This window comes from Albibacterium sp., from assembly GCF_035514885.1.
Classification (GTDB): Bacteria; Bacteroidota; Bacteroidia; order Sphingobacteriales; family Sphingobacteriaceae; genus Albibacterium.
The window spans coordinates 341,537-361,672 of sequence record NZ_DATJCH010000012.1 but is presented as its reverse complement, the minus strand read 5'-3'; the positions used below and the strand labels follow the sequence as shown (position 1 = coordinate 361,672).

The 20,136-nt window shown below is 37.5% G+C and carries 22 protein-coding genes; 7 read left to right on the top strand and 15 right to left on the bottom strand.

The genetic code is table 11. The features are described 5' to 3' along the window. Positions 1-42: 42 nt before the first annotated feature. Together VL047_RS05480 and recR are read right to left on the bottom strand one after the other, a co-directional pair. The gene (locus tag VL047_RS05480; protein WP_325359091.1) at positions 43-861 is read right to left on the bottom strand and encodes an SDR family oxidoreductase; all 819 of its coding nucleotides are present in this window, start codon (positions 859-861) and stop codon (positions 43-45) included. Between the two features lie 20 nt (positions 862-881). Then, on the bottom strand, positions 882-1,496 hold the full coding sequence (recR, locus tag VL047_RS05475; RefSeq protein WP_325359090.1) for a recombination mediator RecR: 615 nt from the start codon (positions 1,494-1,496) through the stop codon (positions 882-884). Between the two features lie 116 nt (positions 1,497-1,612). On the opposite strand from recR, the gene VL047_RS05470 reads away from it, so the two are divergent. Together VL047_RS05470 and queG are read left to right on the top strand one after the other, a co-directional pair. Further along, the gene (locus VL047_RS05470; protein WP_325359089.1) at positions 1,613-2,323 is read left to right on the top strand and encodes a TIGR00730 family Rossman fold protein; all 711 of its coding nucleotides are present in this window, start codon (positions 1,613-1,615) and stop codon (positions 2,321-2,323) included. A gap of 28 nt (positions 2,324-2,351) precedes the next feature. After that, positions 2,352-3,287 carry a tRNA epoxyqueuosine(34) reductase QueG gene (queG, locus tag VL047_RS05465; RefSeq protein WP_325359088.1) on the top strand — a complete coding sequence of 312 codons (936 nt, stop codon included), beginning with the start codon at positions 2,352-2,354 and terminating at the stop codon, positions 3,285-3,287. A 16-nt stretch (positions 3,288-3,303) separates the two neighbouring features. Here queG and VL047_RS05460 read toward each other — a convergent pair whose 3' ends face one another. The 4 genes from VL047_RS05460 to VL047_RS05445 form a co-directional block, all read right to left on the bottom strand. After that, on the bottom strand, positions 3,304-4,284 hold the full coding sequence (locus VL047_RS05460) for an exonuclease domain-containing protein (RefSeq protein WP_325359087.1): 981 nt from the start codon (positions 4,282-4,284) through the stop codon (positions 3,304-3,306). Between the two features lie 98 nt (positions 4,285-4,382). Continuing rightward, positions 4,383-4,940: a C40 family peptidase gene (locus VL047_RS05455; RefSeq protein ID WP_325359086.1), complete on the bottom strand. Its 558-nt coding sequence runs from the start codon at positions 4,938-4,940 to the stop codon at positions 4,383-4,385. 12 nt (positions 4,941-4,952) lie between these two features. Next, positions 4,953-6,272 (bottom strand): tRNA (N(6)-L-threonylcarbamoyladenosine(37)-C(2))-methylthiotransferase MtaB, encoded by a 1,320-nt coding sequence (gene mtaB, locus VL047_RS05450; RefSeq protein WP_325359085.1) that lies wholly within the window; start codon positions 6,270-6,272, stop codon positions 4,953-4,955. A gap of 71 nt (positions 6,273-6,343) precedes the next feature. Continuing rightward, on the bottom strand, positions 6,344-6,976 hold the full coding sequence (locus VL047_RS05445) for a DUF6766 family protein (RefSeq protein ID WP_325359084.1): 633 nt from the start codon (positions 6,974-6,976) through the stop codon (positions 6,344-6,346). A 110-nt stretch (positions 6,977-7,086) separates the two neighbouring features. Between VL047_RS05445 and VL047_RS05440 the strand changes: the two genes are divergently transcribed. From VL047_RS05440 to VL047_RS05425, 4 genes are all read left to right on the top strand, one after another. Then, positions 7,087-8,274: a DUF763 domain-containing protein gene (locus tag VL047_RS05440; protein WP_325359083.1), complete on the top strand. Its 1,188-nt coding sequence runs from the start codon at positions 7,087-7,089 to the stop codon at positions 8,272-8,274. Positions 8,275-8,334: 60 nt separating this feature from the next. Further along, complete coding sequence (gene mqnC / locus VL047_RS05435; protein WP_325359082.1) at positions 8,335-9,459, top strand: cyclic dehypoxanthinyl futalosine synthase; 1,125 nt, start codon at positions 8,335-8,337, stop codon at positions 9,457-9,459. Between the two features lie 5 nt (positions 9,460-9,464). Then, entirely contained in the window at positions 9,465-10,028 is a 564-nt protein-coding gene (gene scpB / locus VL047_RS05430; RefSeq protein WP_325359081.1) for an SMC-Scp complex subunit ScpB, read from the top strand. Positions 10,029-10,113: 85 nt separating this feature from the next. Beyond that, positions 10,114-10,284 (top strand): hypothetical protein, encoded by a 171-nt coding sequence (locus tag VL047_RS05425; protein ID WP_325359080.1) that lies wholly within the window; start codon positions 10,114-10,116, stop codon positions 10,282-10,284. 62 nt (positions 10,285-10,346) lie between these two features. Here VL047_RS05425 and VL047_RS05420 read toward each other — a convergent pair whose 3' ends face one another. The 8 genes from VL047_RS05420 to trxB all read right to left on the bottom strand — a co-directional run bounded on the left by VL047_RS05420 (position 10,347) and on the right by trxB (position 17,321). Further along, entirely contained in the window at positions 10,347-10,685 is a 339-nt protein-coding gene (locus VL047_RS05420) for a helix-turn-helix transcriptional regulator (protein ID WP_325359079.1), read from the bottom strand. A gap of 97 nt (positions 10,686-10,782) precedes the next feature. Then, positions 10,783-12,141 (bottom strand): UDP-N-acetylmuramate--L-alanine ligase, encoded by a 1,359-nt coding sequence (locus VL047_RS05415; RefSeq protein ID WP_325359078.1) that lies wholly within the window; start codon positions 12,139-12,141, stop codon positions 10,783-10,785. Between the two features lie 4 nt (positions 12,142-12,145). Then, entirely contained in the window at positions 12,146-12,994 is an 849-nt protein-coding gene (gene prmA, locus VL047_RS05410; RefSeq protein WP_325359077.1) for a 50S ribosomal protein L11 methyltransferase, read from the bottom strand. Between the two features lie 18 nt (positions 12,995-13,012). Next, positions 13,013-13,783, bottom strand: coding sequence for a triose-phosphate isomerase (gene tpiA, locus VL047_RS05405; RefSeq protein ID WP_325359076.1), 771 nt, complete (start codon positions 13,781-13,783; stop codon positions 13,013-13,015). Positions 13,784-13,795: 12 nt separating this feature from the next. Beyond that, positions 13,796-15,007 (bottom strand): putative sugar nucleotidyl transferase, encoded by a 1,212-nt coding sequence (locus VL047_RS05400; RefSeq protein ID WP_325359075.1) that lies wholly within the window; start codon positions 15,005-15,007, stop codon positions 13,796-13,798. A gap of 96 nt (positions 15,008-15,103) precedes the next feature. Further along, entirely contained in the window at positions 15,104-15,352 is a 249-nt protein-coding gene (locus VL047_RS05395) for a type B 50S ribosomal protein L31 (protein ID WP_325359074.1), read from the bottom strand. A 93-nt stretch (positions 15,353-15,445) separates the two neighbouring features. Beyond that, entirely contained in the window at positions 15,446-16,345 is a 900-nt protein-coding gene (locus VL047_RS05390) for a histone deacetylase (RefSeq protein WP_325359073.1), read from the bottom strand. Then, entirely contained in the window at positions 16,338-17,321 is a 984-nt protein-coding gene (trxB, locus tag VL047_RS05385) for a thioredoxin-disulfide reductase (protein WP_325359072.1), read from the bottom strand. Before trxB ends, VL047_RS05390 begins: the two co-directional genes overlap by 8 nt. 169 nt (positions 17,322-17,490) lie before the next feature. Between trxB and VL047_RS05380 the strand changes: the two genes are divergently transcribed. Beyond that, complete coding sequence (locus VL047_RS05380; protein ID WP_325359071.1) at positions 17,491-18,375, top strand: polysaccharide deacetylase family protein; 885 nt, start codon at positions 17,491-17,493, stop codon at positions 18,373-18,375. 237 nt (positions 18,376-18,612) lie between these two features. On the opposite strand, the gene guaB is transcribed toward VL047_RS05380, so the two are convergent. Continuing rightward, positions 18,613-20,082: an IMP dehydrogenase gene (guaB, locus tag VL047_RS05375; protein ID WP_325359545.1), complete on the bottom strand. Its 1,470-nt coding sequence runs from the start codon at positions 20,080-20,082 to the stop codon at positions 18,613-18,615. Positions 20,083-20,136 lie beyond the last annotated feature (54 nt).

Below are 20,136 nucleotides of genomic sequence, written 5' to 3'. Positions count from 1 at the left end.
GTCTCTTAATATTTACCTGTGAATTTAATCAAAAAAAAAGATTTATTTAATTAAAGGATTCTTTTCTTTGGCAAATAATTTAAATACTTGTATATCAACCCACGAAGGAAAGAACTTATTCATAAAAACGGCTAATTTACCTTGTGAAGTCATTATTAAAGATCTTTTCCTCTTCAAAACACCATCAACTATCTGCTTTGCAACCTCTTCAGCCGTCATCATTTTGCCTTCATCCATACTGGTTTCACCCTGCTGCTTTCCACTGGTGTCTAAAGCAGTATTACGAATATTTGAAGCAGTAAAACCAGGGCAAGCAAGCATCACATGCAATCCGGTTTTAAGGTTCTCAACCCTTAAAGATTCCATAAATCCATTCATTGCAAATTTAGATGCTGAATAACCGGTTCTTCCTGGTAAACCCCGATAGCCTGCGATGGATGAAACACCTACCAAAGACCCTTTCGAAGCTAGCAGTGCTGACATTGCATATTTACTGCAATATATTGTACCCCAAAAATTCACATCCATCAGAGTCTTAAGAACCGTCAAATCTAAATCCTTAAACAAAGCACGCATACTAATCCCTGCATTATTGATCAGTACATCTATTGTGGAAAACTCGAGCAGGGCCTGCTCGATTAAATTCTTGCAGTCTTCTTCTTTGCTAACATCACATTGAATGGATTTCGTTTTAATGTGATACTGCTGCTCAAGTTCTGCACCAAATTTGCTTAAAGGCTCATAATTCCTCGCAGCCAATACTACATTAGCTCCTCTTGATGCAAATTCGGATGCACAAGCATAACCTATTCCTGAAGAGGCACCGGTAATAACGACCGTTTTATTTTTAAAATCTTTCAATTATGATGGGATTAAGAAAACTAAGCAATATTACGTTCGTAGGGAATTCTGGTTACAATAGAACGCCCCAAGGTTACTTCATCAACATACTCCAGTTCACCGCCAAAGGCGATACCACGTGCAATGGTGCTAATCTTCAGATTAAAATCCTTGATCTTCTTATATAGATAGAAAATCGTGGTGTCCCCTTCCATTGTAGCACTCAGCGCTAATATAATCTCTTCTACCTCCCCTTTTCTTAAACGTTCAAGAAGCTGCTCAATTCGCAAGTCTGCTGGCCCTACTCCATCCATCGGTGATATTAACCCGCCAATAACGTGATATACACCTTGAAACTGGTTGGTATTTTCGATTGCCATTACATCGCGGGTATCTTCTACCACACAGATAATACTTTTATCTCTTTTATGGGAAGCGCAGATTTCACAGATCTGATCATCGGATATATTATAGCATTCTGAACAATATTTAATTTTAGTTTTTAGTTGGCTCATTGCTTCACTAAAGCGATTCACATCTTGTTCAGACTGGTTTAAAAGATGTAACACCAATCGCAGTGCACTCTTTTGTCCGATACCCGGTAAACGGCTAAACTCATTTACCGCATTTTCAAGCAGTTTGGAAGAAAAGTTCATCTCACAAAGATAGAAATTCTACCTAAAATTGTTTGCAGAATGTAGCATATCCCGCTACTTCGAAATATCCCGCTAATTCGAAAAATTTATTAAATTAGCCATTCTAGAGAAAAATTATGTTAGAACAAGGAGAAGAAAGAATCAGACAAGCATTTGAAAATAAAAGTTGGCAAGAAATCAAAGTTACCGACTCTTGGCAGATATTTAAAATCATGGCAGAATTTGTTGAAGGATTTGAAAAAATGGCTAAAATAGGTCCATGTGTTTCAATATTCGGTTCTGCCCGTACACCACGAGATCATGCTGCTTATAAACTTGCTGAAGATTGTGCAAGACTATTAACTGAAAAGGGTTATGGCGTTATCTCCGGTGGTGGTCCGGGAATTATGGAAGCGGCAAATAAAGGCGCTTTTGAAGCTGGCGGAAAATCGGTTGGGTTAAACATTGATCTCCCTTTTGAACAGTTTCACAATCAATACATCGACCGTGATAAACTGCTCGAATTCAATTATTTCTTTGTTAGAAAGGTAGTCTTCACAAAATACTCGCAAGGATATATTGTACTCCCCGGAGGTTTTGGAACCATGGATGAATTATTTGAAGCCATTACATTGGTGCAAACAGGCAAAATGGCCAGATTCCCTATTGTTTTGGTTGGGAAGGAGTACTACGGAGGTCTCTTCGATTGGATAAAAAATCGCATGCTTGAAGCAGGAAACATTAGTGAAGGCGACCTGAGTCTTTATAGGTTAGTTGATACGGCGGAAGAAGCTGTTGAGCATATTTTCAGATTCTACGATAAGTATCTGCTTAAACCAAACTTCTAGTCTGGTACAATAAACTTATCTTTGTACCATGTCTGTTGCTTCAACTTATAGCCTATTAATAAAAAAGGAAGCAGAACGTTTAGGCTTTCTTTCTTGCGGTATATCCAAAGCAGAATTTCTTGAAGAAGAAGCTCCCAGGCTTGAGGGCTGGCTTAAAAACAACTATCAAGGCGAGTTATACTATATGGAGAATAACTTTGATAAACGTTTAGATCCACGCTTACTGGTTGATGATGCTAAGTCGGTTATATCCCTCTCTTACAACTATTTCACCGAAGAGAAACAGCAAGACCCTTTAGCTCCCAAACTGTCAAAATATGCTTACGGAACGGACTATCATTTCGTAATCAAAGATAAACTGAAGGAACTGCTCTTATTTATTCAAGAACATATTGGAGAAGTTTCCGGAAGAGCCTTTGTTGATTCAGCACCGGTTTTGGACAAAGCCTGGGCTCAAAGAGCAGGATTAGGCTGGGTTGGCAAACATAGCTTATTGCTATCCAAACAGAAGGGCTCATTCTTTTTCCTGTCGGAATTAATTATTGACCTTGAGTTAGAATATGATTCAAGGATACAGACAGATCATTGTGGAACCTGCACTAAATGCATTGATGCTTGCCCTACGAATGCTTTAATGGACAATAAAACTGTCGATGCCAGCAAATGTATCTCCTACCTTACTATTGAATTAAAGGAAAATATTCCGACTTCTTTCTCAGGAAAAATGGATAATTGGATGTTTGGATGCGATATCTGTCAGGATGTGTGCCCTTGGAATCGTTTTTCAATCCAACATCAGGAACCTTTATTTAACCCGCATCCCGATTTACTGGGGATGACTAAACAAGACTGGGAAGAAATCACGGAGGATACGTTCAAAAAAATATTTAAGAAATCAGCTGTTAAAAGAACAAAATATGCTGGTCTAAAACGCAACATTACGTTTTTAAACCAGCATACATAAGTTATTATAGATATCTTTATTTACTGAATTTATCTTGCAAACTCTTCAACATATCACTAGAGATAGGACGAGGAGCTTTTGAAGACTCTTTTGGTTTCTCTCGATCAGTTCTAACCGGAGGTTTTGGCTGAGGGCGATTCGAATTTACCGGTGGCTGCGGACTCTTCTTCTGCGCATCTGCAGCTTTAGCCTGGTTTTGACGTAAACGATTCCAGATTCTCTCTAAGCAGGTCTTGGTGTACATTGGGAAATCGCCTTTCATCATCCATGCATAATAACTTGGCTCTATTTTAAAAACTTCTTCTACACACTTGCCTTTATGCTTCCCAAAGCTAAATACTTCTATACCATCATTATCATAAACCATTCTTCCCGCAAAATCAACGGTTCTATTCAGATTGGTAAATTTGTGCAAGGCTTCAATGTCATTTTTAACAGGAATGGAAACCTTACCCGATTTGTCTTCCCATTCTTTGTTTTCATATTTAAGGATCTGAGCTTTCAATACTTCGAATGTCGCTCTCACATCAGCTTCAGCAGAATGCGCATCTATTAAATCCTGCTCGCAATAGAATTTATAAGCAGCTTTTAATGTACGTTGCTCCATTTGATGGAAGATATTCTGAACATCAACGAAAAAGCGATTTTCAATATCAAATGGAACACTAACCCGAAGGAATTCTTCCATCAATACCGGAATATCGAATCTATTTGAATTAAAGCCACCCAGATCAGCGTCGCCGATAAACTCCGCTAACTCTTGCGCTACTTCTCTAAAAGTTGGAGCATTGGCGATATCCTCTTGATAAATTCCATGAATTAGAGAAGATTCTAACGGAATAGGCATTTCAGGATTAATCCGAAAAGTCTTTGTCTCTTCTGTACCATCAGGATTAACTTTCAATGCACAGATTTCTACTATTCTGTCGGATGCTACATTAACACCCGTAGTTTCAAGATCAAAAATAACAAGTGGGCGTTTTAAAATTAATGTCATGATTATATTATAAGGAGGGGAAAAAATTTACTTTCTGTATACTTAGGTTTTATCTAACAAATTTAAAAAATCAAATGAATATTCAGCAATTATAGTGATTATAAAACTGACCCGGCGCGAGAAAAGTATCGCCAATACCAAGGGTCTTTTAGATCACTGATTATTACACCTTTAGTGGTTGACACGTGCACAAACTTATCATTTCCCAAATAAACTCCAACATGATCAAAAGCTTTTCCATCAAAATTGAAAAATACCAGATCACCTTCTTTTAATTGGTTCTCATACTTGCGTTTTACAACCTGCGCCATATCTTTTGCAGTTCGAGGAAGGTTTTTACCATATACATCCAGCATCAAATGATTGGTAAAAGCAGAACAATCAATTCCTTTCTTATTTTGACCTCCTAAACGATGAGGGGTACCCATCCATTCATCAATGTATCTATATAACTCGTAATTGTTAAGATTCCGTGCATCCACACCAATAATATCAGCATATTTATGAAATATATTCCCGGAGGAAGGATGATTTTTTGTAGAAGAAGAGGATGAAGGCAGGCTTGTGCGAAGACGTTCAGGGCGCGATAAACAACTCGTTAAAACACTTGCAGTAACTACAAGGATTAGCCAAATATTTAACCTCTTTGCAACCATTATCAATAAAAGCTAATGAATAAAAGTTTCAGTAAGCTGTTGAATCTTAACATGGTTCTCTTCACTAATAGATAAAAGTTTCGCTTCAATAACTTCATTAATCAGAAGTGGATCATAAGGAGTTTCAACCTTAACATAGTTTGATGAAAACCCATGCATCAAACCATTCTTTTGATCGCCTTCAAAGAGTATTTCAACCTGTTTGCCAAGTTGCTGTTCATAAAACAAACGACGTTTCTTCTCAGATAGTATATGCAACATTTTACTTCTTTCAGATCTGCTGGCACCGGGTACAGAACCTTCCATTTGCGCGGCTATCGTATTTTCTCTTTCTGAATAGGTGAAAACATGTAGATATGAAATCGGTAATTCATTTAAAAACTGATAAGTCTCTAAAAAGTCTTCTCTTGTTTCTCCCGGGAAGCCAACAATAACATCAACCCCTATGCAGCAGTCAGGCATCAAAGATTTTATCGTATTTACACGCTCTGTATATAATTCACGTTTATATCTGCGTCTCATCAGACCCAATATTCTATTAGATCCAGACTGAAGAGGCATATGAAAATGCGGAACAAAACGCTTAGATGAAGCAACAAAACGAATTACCTCATCCGATAATAAATTAGGTTCAATAGAAGATATTCTAAATCTATTAACCCCTTCTACTGTGTCCAGAGCTTTAATCAGGTCTAGGAAATTTTCTTTACGTTCACCATTCTGCAATCCAAAATCACCAATATTTACACCGGTTAGTACAATCTCCTTAATTCCAGATGCGGCAATTTCTTCAGCCTGTTTTACAATATCAGAAATCTTTCCACTTCTGCTTGCTCCTCTTGCCAGAGGAATGGTACAAAAAGTACAAGAATAATCGCAACCATCCTGAACCTTTAAAAAGGTGCGAGTACGATCGCCAATAGAAAAGGCTGGAACAAAAATATTTGTTTCAGAAATAGGTTGATTATGGATAATCGCTTTGGGTTGCTTCGTTAGCTCATTGATATGCTCAATAATGTTAAACTTTTCTGCAGCACCCAGTACCATATCCACACCTTCAATTTCTGAAATCTCTTTCGGCTTCAATTGTGCATAGCAACCTACAATGGTTATATATGCACCCGGCGAATACTTTAAAGCTTCTTTTACAACCTTTCTACACTTTTTATCAGCATGATCTGTTACAGAGCATGTATTAATTACATACACATCTGCTTTTTCATTAAAAGCAACAGGCTCATATCCAGCATCCTGAAATAATCTGCCAATCGAAGAAGTTTCTGAAAAATTAAGTTTACAACCTAATGTATAAAAAGCTACTTTCCTATCCATAATTGGTTGCAAAAATAAGAATTTATTTTATGTAAATTCTCTTTACTCTTCGGTTTCCAAATAGGGTGTATCTACAGGCTTAGATTCGGTGAACCTTTTTGCCGTAAAAAGATGGTCAACACCACGATCGCTGTGACTGATAAAAATTCACTTTGCCAATTTTGAAAGGTTTCAAACCAGAAAGTTGGTTCAGAAATATACATTGACATGGTAAGTTCTGCCTTTCCATCCATTTTCTCTTCGATATTGTAATCTTGCCAACTTCCGTAAAAATGCATAACCCAACTTATGAGAAACAATATCAAGAAACAAAGAGATAAAGAATGGCTATAGAGTTTTAAAATCCAACCACCTTTTCTTACAGGCCATGGAGCATCTGGTGAAGGCTTAGGCTCTCTATCAACCGGTTCCTTAACCCCTATTTTCTTTGATTCGGATGACCCTATCTGCCTTAAGCTAATAGTGAGAACCACGTATAAAGCCATTTGAAGGAACTCACTCTCAAAGTTCTCAAAAGTAGCTGAGATAAAGTGACCGCTATTCAAATACTCCTTAAAAGATAAAGTAGCCATAGCGGCATCTTCCAAATCTGAATTATGTACCTTAAATCCGGTTATCGCCTGAGCAATAAGAGTTATAAGGAATAAACATACAAAGACTAACGATAAACTGTTACGATATAACCAAGAATAATGCTTCTTCATGTTTTTTGATTTATTAGCATTCTGACCTTCATAATGCTGGCATTTCAAACAACAGAAATTTCTTACTAAGGTTTTTACAAAAAAACTAATTTAATTAGTAATTTTACAACATGAGAAGCGGACAGGCAGACTTGCCTTTACATTATGGTAAAGTACCTATATGGTTAGCCGAAAGAATGAGTAAATTAGGTGGTGCTATTGCAGAAGCAATTGTATTAGAGTATGGCAAAAACACCTTATTGCAAAAGTTAAGCGACCCATGCTGGTTTCAATCTTTAGGCTGCGTTATGGGCATGGATTGGCATTCATCAGGCATCACCACTTCGGTAATGGGTGCACTTAAGAAATCCATCAATATACGTTCAAATGAATTAGGTATTTATGTTTGTGGCGGAAGGGGCAAACATTCGCTGAAAACTCCTTCAGAAATAACGGCCATTGCAAATAGAACGGGTTTGGCAGGCGAAAACCTTATTCGTGCGAGCAGGCTTTCTGCCAGAGTGGACAATAATGCCATACAAGATGGATTCCAGCTTTATTTACATTCTTTTGTTTTAACTGATGAAGGAGAATGGGCTGTTATTCAACAAGGGATGAATACAAATAACAGGATGGCCAGAAGGTATCACTGGCATTCTCCAAGTATAAAATCATTTACAGAAGAACCCCACCAATTTATTTACGGAAAGAACCAGGGAAAAATCCTCAACCTTACAGATAAAGCTGCAACATCAATAAAGTCAGAAATGCTTCAACTGTTAAAGGAAGAGCCGTCCCATTTATTAAAAGAAATAAAAACATTATGCATGCCTTCACATCATGATGTCAGAGAGAAAGATGTTAATCTAAAGCGTTTAGGATCAATTTTAACACTTGCACAGAATATTGAAGTGAATGACATGGAGTCTTTATTATTATTAGACGGGGCTGGACCGAGAACCATTCAGTCATTAGCATTGGTTAGTGAAATTATTCATGGAACAACAACTCGTTTTGATGATCCCGCCCGATTTTCTTTTGCACATGGAGGAAAAGATGGTCACCCCTTCCCCGTTCCTTTAAAAATATACGACGAAACAATACAACAGCTGGAAGCCGCACTGCAAAAAGCAAAATTAGGCTTCAATGATAAGAATCAGGCATTAAAGAATCTCTCCAAGGTTGCTACCGAAATGGAAAAAGACTTTCAACCCAATGATAGATTTGAAGATCTGATTCAAAAAGAGCGCAATGAATCATGGAAATATAATGGAATGACCGTTAAGGGCCCTGCCACTCAACTAAAGCTTGACTTTTAGATAACAGACTAAGAATACTTTTGCTTTGCCTTTCATTTAAAGCTGTGTATATTTGTAGTGATGGATATAAAACAACTGTTGGAGAGAGCCCTGAGATTTGAATTCTTAACACAAGAAGAGGGTGTTTATCTATATAATAATGCATCTACCGCTGAATTAACTTTTACGGCTAATGAGCTTCGTAAAATTCAGGTACCTCACGGAAAAGTAACCTGGCAGATAGATAGAAATGTGAACACAACCAATGTCTGCATAGCAAACTGTAAGTTCTGTAATTTCTTTCGTCGTCCGGGTCATCCAGATACCTATGTTACAGACATAGAAACTTATAAGCAAAAAATAGAGGAAACATTCCGCTTTGGTGGCGATCAATTATTACTCCAGGGAGGCCATCATCCTGATTTAGGACTATCCTTTTATACCAATCTGTTTAAGCAGTTAAAAGAGCTTTATCCTACTTTAAAATTACATGCTTTAGGCCCTCCGGAAGTGGCTCACGTTTGTAAATTAGAAGGATTAAGCCATACCGAAGTATTAAAAGCGTTAAAAGAATCCGGACTTGACTCTTTACCGGGTGCAGGAGCCGAAATATTAAACGATCGGGTTAGAAGGCTGATCTCGAAGGGTAAATGTGGCGGACAAGAATGGTTGAAGATCATGGAAGCAGCACATCAGCTAAACATATCGTCTTCTGCTACCATGATGTTCGGACACATAGAAACCATTGAAGAACGCTTTGAACACCTTGTATGGATCCGTGAAGTTCAAGAAAAGAAACCTGCTGAAAGCGATGGCTTTATTGCTTTCATCCCCTGGCCATTTCAAGATGACGGAACTTTACTTAAAAAAGTACGTGGCATAAGCAATACAACAACCAGCGAAGAATACATCCGGATGATCGCATTAAGCAGAATTATGTTGCCTAACATTAAAAATATCCAGGCATCGTGGTTAACTGTTGGTAAGAAAACGGCACAGGTTTGTCTGCATGCAGGCGCAAATGATTTTGGTTCAATTATGATTGAGGAAAATGTGGTATCCGCTGCAGGTGCTCCACATCGTTTTACCTCACAAAGCATACAGAATGCAATAATAGAGGCCGGATTTGAGGCGCAGTTAAGAAACCAGCGATACCAATGGCGCGAAACACCTGCCCATATGGAAGAACAAGTTATAGATTATTGATTTAAATGATCAATCAGCTAGAGCAGCATATCGAAGCCTTAATCTTTGCCTCAGAGCAAAGTATTTCTTCTTCAGAGATACAAACCATCCTTCAAAATACATTCAATACAGATCTAGCTGTTGAAGAAATCGATAAGCATATCGATAGGATTGAAAGCAAATACAGTCAGGAAGACCTGGCAATCGGCTTATTCCGTTTAAATAATGGCTTCCAATTCTTAAGCAAAGCCACGTATTATCCGGTTATCAATCAATTACAAATACATCGTTCTAAGAAAAAATTAAGTCAGGCAGCCTTAGAAACTCTGGCCATTATTGCCTACCGAGAACCTATTACCAAGCTTGAAGTTGAACAGATCAGAGGAGTTAACTGCGATTATTCAATCAGAATGCTTTTAGAAAAAGAACTGATCATCATTCTGGGGAAGTCGGATGCCCTAGGCAAACCCATTCTTTATGGCACAAGTCCTTTATTTTTAGACCACTTTGGAATCCATTCAAAAGCTGACTTACCAAAGCTAAAAGAGATCGTTTCAGAGGAGAATTTTATTGGAAATTCTGAAGAATAAAAATCAATAATATTTTAGGAAAATATTTTAAATACTTTGTACTTTTATAATCGAAACAGGTAACAATAAAAAATTTGACTAATTTATGAAAACGCCGGGAAAGACTGTACAAGCTGATAAAAAATCAGAGGTGTTCAAAAAAAAAGATTCGAACATCGATTCATTCAATGAATTTGACGACGAAATGGAATTAGAGGATTTTGACGAATTCGATGACCTAGGTGGATTCGATGACGACGATGACGACGATTTTTAATCCATCAAGAATCTTTAAAAGAACCTAGAATAATGGGAAATTATACCCTAGGTTCTTTTAGATTAATTTCCTTTAACCTTACGAAGCTCTTCGTAAAGGTCGATTATCTTTTTTTGTAGACCGATAATCTGATCTTCACAGTCTTTAATCTTCCCTTTTGCCAGCTCAAGTTCTGTATTATACTTTTTCTGGTCCTCCGCATCATTATAAGTAAGAAGCTGTACAATACTCAAATCAAATAATTGAGAAATTTGATCTAATCGTGATAGATTCACGTCTGTTATACCGGTTTCTATTTTAGAAAATGCAGGAATTGAGATATCCAAGCGTTTCGCAACATCCTCTTGGCTCCAGCCACGTTGATGTCTTAATAGCCTTATTTTTTTTCCTAGACTTTTCATATTTTAACCTTTATGTGTGTTTTTGTTATACTCGCGTCAATTCACATAATATCTTTACAAAGATACTATTAACTAATTGAGAAATAAACTACTCGAATTAAGAAATAAATTCTTCTGCAAAGTTAACTAAGCTAATTCCTCCGAAATTACCTGAACTCATAATGAGCAAGTTCTTACCTTTAGAATCGATTCCTTGCAAATATCTCTTCAAACTATGAATCGTATTAAAGCAAACAATGTCTTCATTATTAAAAGCACCTCTTAATAAACTATCACTAAGAGGAATCAGATTCTTTTGTTTGAATGTTTCCTGATTAATAAAAATCAAAGGAATATCCGCCTTATTCATAGTATCCTTATATTCGGATAGAAAATCCTCATTTAGATTCACGTTAGATGGCAGTTCCATAATAGCTACCAGCGTTTTATCTGGATATTGCTCTTTTACTGCTTGAATGGAAGCTTTTACTTTCGATGGTGTATGAGCAAAATCTTTATAAACTACACTCTCGCTATTACTTGTTACAAATTCCAACCTCCTGGAAGCACCTTTAAAAGACTGGATTATTCTAAAAAAGTCCTTTCGACTAATCCCTAACCATTCACAAACAGTATAAGCAGCTGCTAAATTCGAAAGATTATGTCGGCCAAATACCTGAATTGGAATTTCACCCTCAGGTGTACTTACAGACGTCTGACCCTTATTGATCGTAAATTCCGGCGTACGATAACCATGTTTATTGATCCGTGAGTTATTCTCAGAAACCAATTCCTGAACACGTTTATCTTCCTTATTGTAAATTAAAGTTCCTTTTGGTGCTATACTCTCCATAAAGAGTTTAAACTGACCCAAGTAACTTTCAAAAGTCGGGTAAATATCAACATGATCCCAGGCTATCCCACTTATTAAAGCAATATTAGCCTTATACAGTAGAAATTTAGGTCTTTTATCTTCAACAGATGCGAAATTATCATCACCTTCGATAATAATAATCGGGGCATCTTTCGATATACGCACCATATTTTCAAAGCCCTTAAGCTTTGCTCCTACCACATAATCAAATTCGCGCCCTAATTCATTCAGAACATGCATAATCATGGAAGTAATTGTAGTTTTTCCATAACTACCACCTATTACCACCCGCAACTTATTAACAGATTGTTCGTATATAAATTCAGGATAAGAATAAACTGTTAATCCTAATTCCTTCGCTTTAATTAATTCAGGATTATCTGCCTTTGCATGCATTCCTAAAATAACTGCATCTAACTCACTGGTAATCTTTTCTGGAAACCACCCCTTATCACGAGGTAATAAACCCTGTTCAAACAAATTTGAATGGGCTGGTTCGTAAATATAATCGTCAGAACCGCTAACTATATAACCCTTATTACTCAGAGCTATCGCCAGGTTATGCATAATACTTCCACCAATAGCAATAAAATGAACACGCATAGAGTTAATTTTCTTTATTAAATATAAATTTTGCTGCAACCCAATTGTCGCGTGTCTTATAACCTAAAAATTCAAAACCGTATTTACTCGCCTCTTTTTCCAATAGATCGAGATCTTCACCTTGATAAAAACCACTTAGAAACAAGTTACCCCCTGGCACCATGGCCTGCGAATAATAATAAAGATGTTCTAATAATATATTTCTGTTAATATTAGCCAATATAACATCAAAGTGCTGGTTAGGAATTGCCGAAACAGATCCTTCCAGAACTTTCATATTGCTGATATTATTTAGTTGCTTATTTTCCTTCGAACTTTCCACACAAATTGAATCGTTATCAATGGAAACAATGTTCTTCGCCAAAAGTTTTGACGCAAGTATCCCGAGTATGCCGGTCCCACATCCAATATCCAATATAGATTTACCTTCCAAGCTTTCCTCCAGAATATATTCCATCATCAAACTTGTTGTTTGATGATGGCCTGTTCCGAAAGCCATTTTCGGATCTATTAAAATCTCAATGGGATAATCTGGCCGAACGTCATGGAAAGTTGCTCGAACATATACCTGATCTTTAATAAAGATTGGCTGAAAGTTACTCTCCCACAATGTATTCCAATTCTGCGGAGCAATCGAAGACAATTTATAGCTTACCTGAAAGTCACTGTCTAAATTCAATAGAACGGTTTCCAGATCAATGGGATTAAAATTAGGCTCCGGAATGTAAGCTTTAAACCCCTCCTCCGTTTGCTCAAAAGTATCAAATCCAGTATCACCAAGTCTATCGATCAATAGATCTTGTTGCCAGCCCTGTGAGGGATTACAATTAAAATCGAATTCTAAGTATTTCATCGATTATGTATGACCGTTTTAACGGCCGTTAAATACGTTTATAATATCAAGAAAATCTCTTGATTTTAAAGAAGCTCCGCCAATTAAGCCCCCATCAATATCAGCTTGCGAGAACAACTCAGCAGCATTCTTAGGATTACAACTTCCTCCATATAAGATGCTTGTATTATCCGCAATCTCCTGATTAAAGTTTTTGGCAATTTCTTCGCGAATAAAAGCATGAACTTCTTGTGCTTGTTCTGGTGTAGCTGTTAAACCAGTACCGATAGCCCAAACCGGCTCATAAGCAAGTACAACCTTTGCAAAGTCTTCATTCGATAAAAGAAATACCGTTTCTTTTAATTGTTTCGCCAAAATATCCCAGAATTCACCTGATTCCCTTTCGTCTTTTGTTTCACCGATACAGAAAATAGGATTCAACCCGTTCTTTAAAGCTTGATTCAATTTTACTTCAAGCAATTTTTCATCTTCACCGAAATATGCACGACGTTCTGAATGGCCCAAAATAACATAGGAGGCGCCGGTAGACTTAACCTGACTTGCAGAAATTTCTCCTGTATAAGCACCACTATCGTTTTGATGAATGTTTTGTGCTCCTACAAAAACATTGCTAGAGTCCTTCGATTGTTGGGCAATGTTGTATAAATGGATAAAAGGACTGCAAACAATTACTTGTTGATTGCCTCTTGTTTCATCTCCTACCATATTAAGAATTTCTGAAAACAAACTAATTCCTTCTTGATAGTCAAGATTCATTTTCCAATTACCAGCAACGATTTTATTTCTCATGTTTTAAATAATTTAATAATTTCTATAGTTTTCTGTTAAGTCATATACTGATTTAAGCAGATTTTTTTCAATTTCGTCAAATTTACAACTACGCCTTTGAAAAAACAATTCAGCTGTCTGAAACATTTTTTCCATCTCATAGCTTGTAAAGCCATCTCTGCTTCCCCATGAAAAATCAGGAATAAAAGCAGGTGGTATGCCGACACCAAACACACTCACACTCACCCCAATAACAGTACCTGTATTAAAGGCCGTATTAATAGCACAGCGGCCATAATCGCCCATAATAACACCGCAAAACTGCAAGCCTGTATCCCGAAAATCCTCCAGCTCATAGTCATACAAACGCACATTCTTGAAGTTGTTTTTCATATTGGAATTGTTGCTATCTGCGCCCCAGTTACACCATTCTCCAACAACAGAACTTCCCATATAACCATCGTGTCCTTTATTTGAATTCCCCCAAATAACGCTGGTATTTAACTCACCTCCCACCGTGCAATAAGGTCCGACACTAACATTGCTATAAATCCGGGTACCCATTTTTACAATGGAATGATCGCCTAAAGCAAAAGGACCGCGAATATGACTTCCTTCCCATACCTGACTGGAATTACCCAGGTATATAGGACCATTACTGGTGTTAAAACTTGCAAATTCAGCATTAACACCCTCTTCCAAAAAGATTGGATAATCTCCTAAAACATGATTCGTTTTACTTAAAGGAGCAGAAACTCTCCCCTTTGTTAAAAGCTCGAAATCATTTTTAATCGCCTCTCCGTTATTCTTAAAAATATCTTCAGGATGTTCAATCCTATTTATTGATTCCTGATAATAAACCAGTTTAATATCCTCTGTATCCAGATCTTTAAAATGGAAAGATGAAAGCACAGCAAGGTCAGATACTTCCGTTTTAAATGCAATAAGCTCTTCCTGCCAAACCAATGCTTCACCTAAGCTCAAAGCACGGATATGTTCACAAAGCTTTTCATCTGGAAGAATATTTCCCCGGATAAGTAAAACGGCACCCGTCACATCTTTATTTAATGGATATTTTTCTATTAGATGATCTTCTGTAACAAAAGATACAGGTACATTAAAATATTTTCTCCATTTTTCGTCAATAGTTAATATACCTACCCTTAAATTAGAAACAGGGCGGGTCAATGCTAAAGGATAGAGCTTTTTACGACTTAAATCGTTATCATAAAGAACTATTTGCATGCCATTATCTATTGAGTAATAACTAATCGGATTTCAATAAAATTAAAAAAGTCCCGGAAACATTAACCGGGACTCTCCTTTTATTCAAAAATGCGTTTACTTTTTATTGTAACGAGTACGGAATTTATCAATACGTCCCGCGGTATCAATTAACTTCATTTTTCCAGTGTAGAATGGATGTGAAGTGTGAGAAATTTCTAATTTAACCAATGGATATTCATTTCCGTCTTCCCACTGAATAGTCTCTTTGGTATCAATGCAAGACTTGGTTAAGAAGGCATATTCATTTGACATGTCCTTAAAAACAACTGGTCTATAGCTTGATGGATGCAAATCTTTTTTCATTGTATTTTTTATATGATTGTATACTTGTTCTCTGCTAATTAGGGCGCAAATATACTTAAACGAAATGCATTAACAAAATATTTTAATGCATTTTTAAAAAACCCTTAAAGCCTGCTTAAATGTATTGCAATGTGCATCTACAATTGCCCGAAGCTGAGGGGAATAACCCCCTCCCATACTTACTTGTACAGGTACTTTATATTCTTTACAATACTGAAATACCAACGAATCCCGCTGCTGACAACCCTCCTCTGAAACAGATAACTTACCCAATTTATCTGAAGCAAGAATATCAACTCCCGATAAATAAAATACAAAATCAGGTTGTTCTCTTGAAAACAAACTCTTTAAATGAAAATCCAGCAGCTCCAGGTATTTATCATCACCAGTTTTATCGGGCAAACCCACATCCAAATCCGAAACCTCTTTTTTGAATGGGAAATTATTCTGGCAATGCATTGAAAACGTAAACACCTGACAATTATTCTGAAATATCTCGGCAGTACCGTTTCCCTGGTGAACATCGAGATCAATAATTAATATTTTCTCGCTATGTTTTTTGTCCAGCAAATAAGCGGCAGCAATAGCCTGATCATTCAACAAGCAAAAACCTTCGCCCCAATTACTTCCAGAATGATGTGTACCACCGGCAATATTAAACGAAACACCTTCATTCAAGGCAGATAAACTACTTAATATCGTGCCTTCAACGATTCGAAGCTCACGTTCAATAAGCTGTTCGGTTAAAGGGAAACCAATGCGTCTAATTTCCTGGTAACTAAGTTCCATTGCTTTCAAACGCTTCCAATAATCAGCTGAATGGGCTAATAAAACATGATCTTCATCTACCTTTTCAGGTTCAAAGAAATTATCCGTTGTAAATACCCCCTGATACAGAAGCTGCTTATAAAGCAGCTCGTATTTAACCATCGGGAAACGATGCCCCTCTGGCAAAGGATGTACATATATGGGATGATAAGCTACCTTAAGCAATCACATGTTCTTTTGCTGCCAAATAACGTTCTGCTTCTAAAGCTGCCATACAGCCTGTTCCTGCTGCCGTTACAGCTTGTCTGAATACATGATCCTGTACATCACCACAAGCAAAAACCCCTTCAATATTCGTCTGTGTACTATTATCCTTCGTAATCAGATAACCAGTACTTTCCATATCAACCCAGTCAACAAAGAGCTCTGTATTAGGTGTATGACCGATGGCAACAAAGAAACCGGTTACATCAATTGTTGATTCCTGAAGAGTTTGATTGTTAATTACCTTAACTCCGGTAACATTCAAACCATCACCTAAAATCTCTTTCGTTTCTGTATTGTAGTAAATCTCAATATTAGGTGTATTTAAAACGCGATGTTGCATTACTTTGGAAGCACGAAACTCATCACGGCGAACAAACATATGTACTTTCTTACAAAGCTTTGCCAAATAAGTAGCCTCTTCGGCAGCAGTATCACCAGCTCCTACAATTGCAACCTCTTGTCCCCTAAAGAAAAAGCCATCACAAACTGCACAAGCGGAAACACCAAAACCATTGTATTTTTGCTCACTTTCTAATCCTAACCATTTAGCACTCGCACCCGTTGCAATAATAACTGTATCAGCAGTAATAACTGTTACTCCATCCACTTCAACTTTATGCACCGGACCAGTAAAGTCTACTTTAGACACATGGCCAAAACGTATTTGAGCTCCAAAGCGCTCTGCTTGCTTCCTGAAATCCTCCATCATTAAAGGACCGGTTATTCCTTCAGGATAACCTGGGTAATTTTCAACATCATTGGTGGTGGTCAATTGTCCGCCAATAATAATTCCAGTATATAAAACAGGCTTCAAATCTGCCCGAGCAGCATAGATGGCCGCAGTATAGCCCGCAGGTCCTGAACCAATAATCAAACATTTAACATGCTCCACTTCCTGTGCGTCTTTTTCTACTTCTTCTATTTCTTCTATCATTTTTACCGTGTTATTTGCGAACAAAAATAAGAAAATTTAAGATACCAATTGTCTGTCTAAATTCAAATGAATGACACCAGATATTCACAAATAGATTAAATATTAATACCCTTTAACATCCTAGTAATGCTATTTATCACTAATATTACATAAAATATTTTTGCAGAAAATGAAACTAAACAAATATGTATCAGGGTTAATTTTGATTCTGATTTTAAGCAGCTGCCAATCTCAAAATGCAACCGACCGCATTATAAAAGGAGATCTCGACAAGGTAGATAATGAATTAAGCGATGTAATAAAACCAGCAGAAGATACCATCAAAGAAAGAAAGATGGCAAGTGCTGCAGAAATATTAGCAAAAAAGCAGGTGCCCATCCTTTGCTATCATCAAATCAGAGACTGGACAGCAAAAGACTCGAAAAGTGCGAAAGATTATATCACCCCAATCAATGTATTTAAGGATCAGATAAAAGCGTTGGCCGATAGCGGCTATACTTCCATCCTACCAGATCAGCTTTACAACTACCTGGTATATGGCGACGAGCTACCCGAAAAACCGGTGATGCTCACTTTTGATGATAACGATTTATCCCAATATGAGAATGCTGCCCCGGTTTTAAAGCAGTACGGATTTAAAGGTGTTTATTTTATCATGACCGTTACTATCGGCCGACCAAGGTATATGAGCAAAGAGCAGATAAGAGAATTATTTGATGATGGGAACGCTATTGGCAACCACACCTGGGATCATCATAATGTTAAAAAATACGAAGGAGACGACTGGATAACCCAATTAGAGAAACCCAAAAAGGTATTAGAAGATATTGTTGGCGAGAAAGTAGTTGATTTTGCCTACCCATTTGGATTATGGAGCCCTGAAATTTTGCCCGAACTTGAAAAAAGGGGAATACGAACTGCCTTTATCCTTTCTACCAAACGCGACGAAAACCAACCTTTATTAACCATCCGGCGGATGATTGCCAGTGGTTTCTGGGGAGGCAAAACATTAGTCAACGTAATGGGGAAAACTTTTGCCGAATCTCGGAATTAGAAAATATACCTATCTTGAATACCTTGCTCGAGATTCCTTAATACCTTGCTTTACATTCCAGAATACTTAATGAGGGTTGACAGTGTTGAATCTGCGCTATTTTGACCAAAAAAGCACTGATATAGCGCATGAATAACTCTACAATAGCACTAAAAAGTAAAGCGAGGTATAAAGAAGTCTCATACAAGAGCCGACACCTTTATACCTCGCTTTAAAATTATACAATAAATCTTTCTGTTATCGGCTATAATTTGGAGCTTCTTTTGTGATCACGATATTATGAGGATGGCTTTCACGTAAACCAGCTCCGGTGATCTTTACGAAACGAGCTTCCTGAAGTTTTTCAATGCTGGCAGCACCGCAGTATCCCATGCTTGCTCTCAAACCACCAATATATTGATATACCACTTCAGCAAGGGTACCTTTGTAAGGAACTCTACCAACAATTCCTTCCGGAACTAATTTCTTCAAGTCGTCTTCTGCATCCTGAAAATAACGATCTTTTGATCCTTGCTCCATCGCTTCAATGGAACCCATACCTCGGTATGATTTGAATCTTCTTCCTTCGTAGATGATGGTTTCACCCGGAGCTTCCTCAATACCTGCAAACAGTGAGCCTGCCATAATCGTGCTTGCACCTGATGCAATAGCTTTTGCAATATCACCGGTTTGTTTAATTCCGCCATCTGCAATGATAGGAACTCCACGGCCTTTAAGGGCTTTTGCGCATTCGTAAACAGCATATAATTGCGGCACTCCAACACCGGCAATGATTCGAGTTGTACAAATAGAACCAGGTCCGATACCAACTTTTACGGCATCCGCACCAGCATCTGCAAGATCTATCGCTGCTTCTGCAGTAGCCACATTACCAACAATTACCTGTAGGTTCGGGAATTTCGATTTTACTTCTTTTAATTTATCAATTACCCCTTTTGAATGGCCATGTGCTGTATCAATGGTTACCACATCAACACCTGCATCTACCAAAGCTGTTATACGTTCTATTGTATCGTAAGTTACACCTACAGCCGCACCAACCCGTAAACGGCCATGCTCATCTTTTGTAGCATTTGGATAGTGCTTAAACTTTTGAATATCTTTAAAAGTAATTAAGCCAACTAAATAACCATCGTTATCAACTACCGGTAATTTTTCAATCTTATAGTTTTCAAGAATAGCCTCTGCCTGTACCAAGTCGGTACCAACGGGCGCTACTACTAAATTGTCTTTTGTCATTAATTGAGCAATTGGAATGCTCATATCTTTCTGGAAGCGCAAATCTCTGTTGGTAACAATACCTACCAGCTTTCCATTGCCATCAACAACCGGAATTCCACCAATCTTGTTCTCTTTCATGATCTTAAAAGCATCTTGTACAATTGCATTCTCATGCAAAACAACAGGATCCTGGATCATTCCACTTTCAGAACGTTTAACTTTACGCACTTCAAGTGCCTGCGCCTCAATGCTCATGTTTTTATGAAGCATTCCGATGCCGCCTGCCTGCGCCAATGCGATGGCAAGTTCAGACTCGGTTATGGTATCCATAGCTGCTGAAATCAAAGGAATATTTAGTCGGATCTTTTTAGTAAGATAGGTACTAGTATCTACTTCGCGTGGTAAAACTTCTGAATAAGCCGGTATTAATAATACATCATCGTAGGTGAGGCCTTCTGCTACGAATTTTTGAGGATCTAACTGCATGGCAAAATTGTTTTGGAGTTCTTTTTTGCCGGGCAAATTTAATTAAAAAAACCG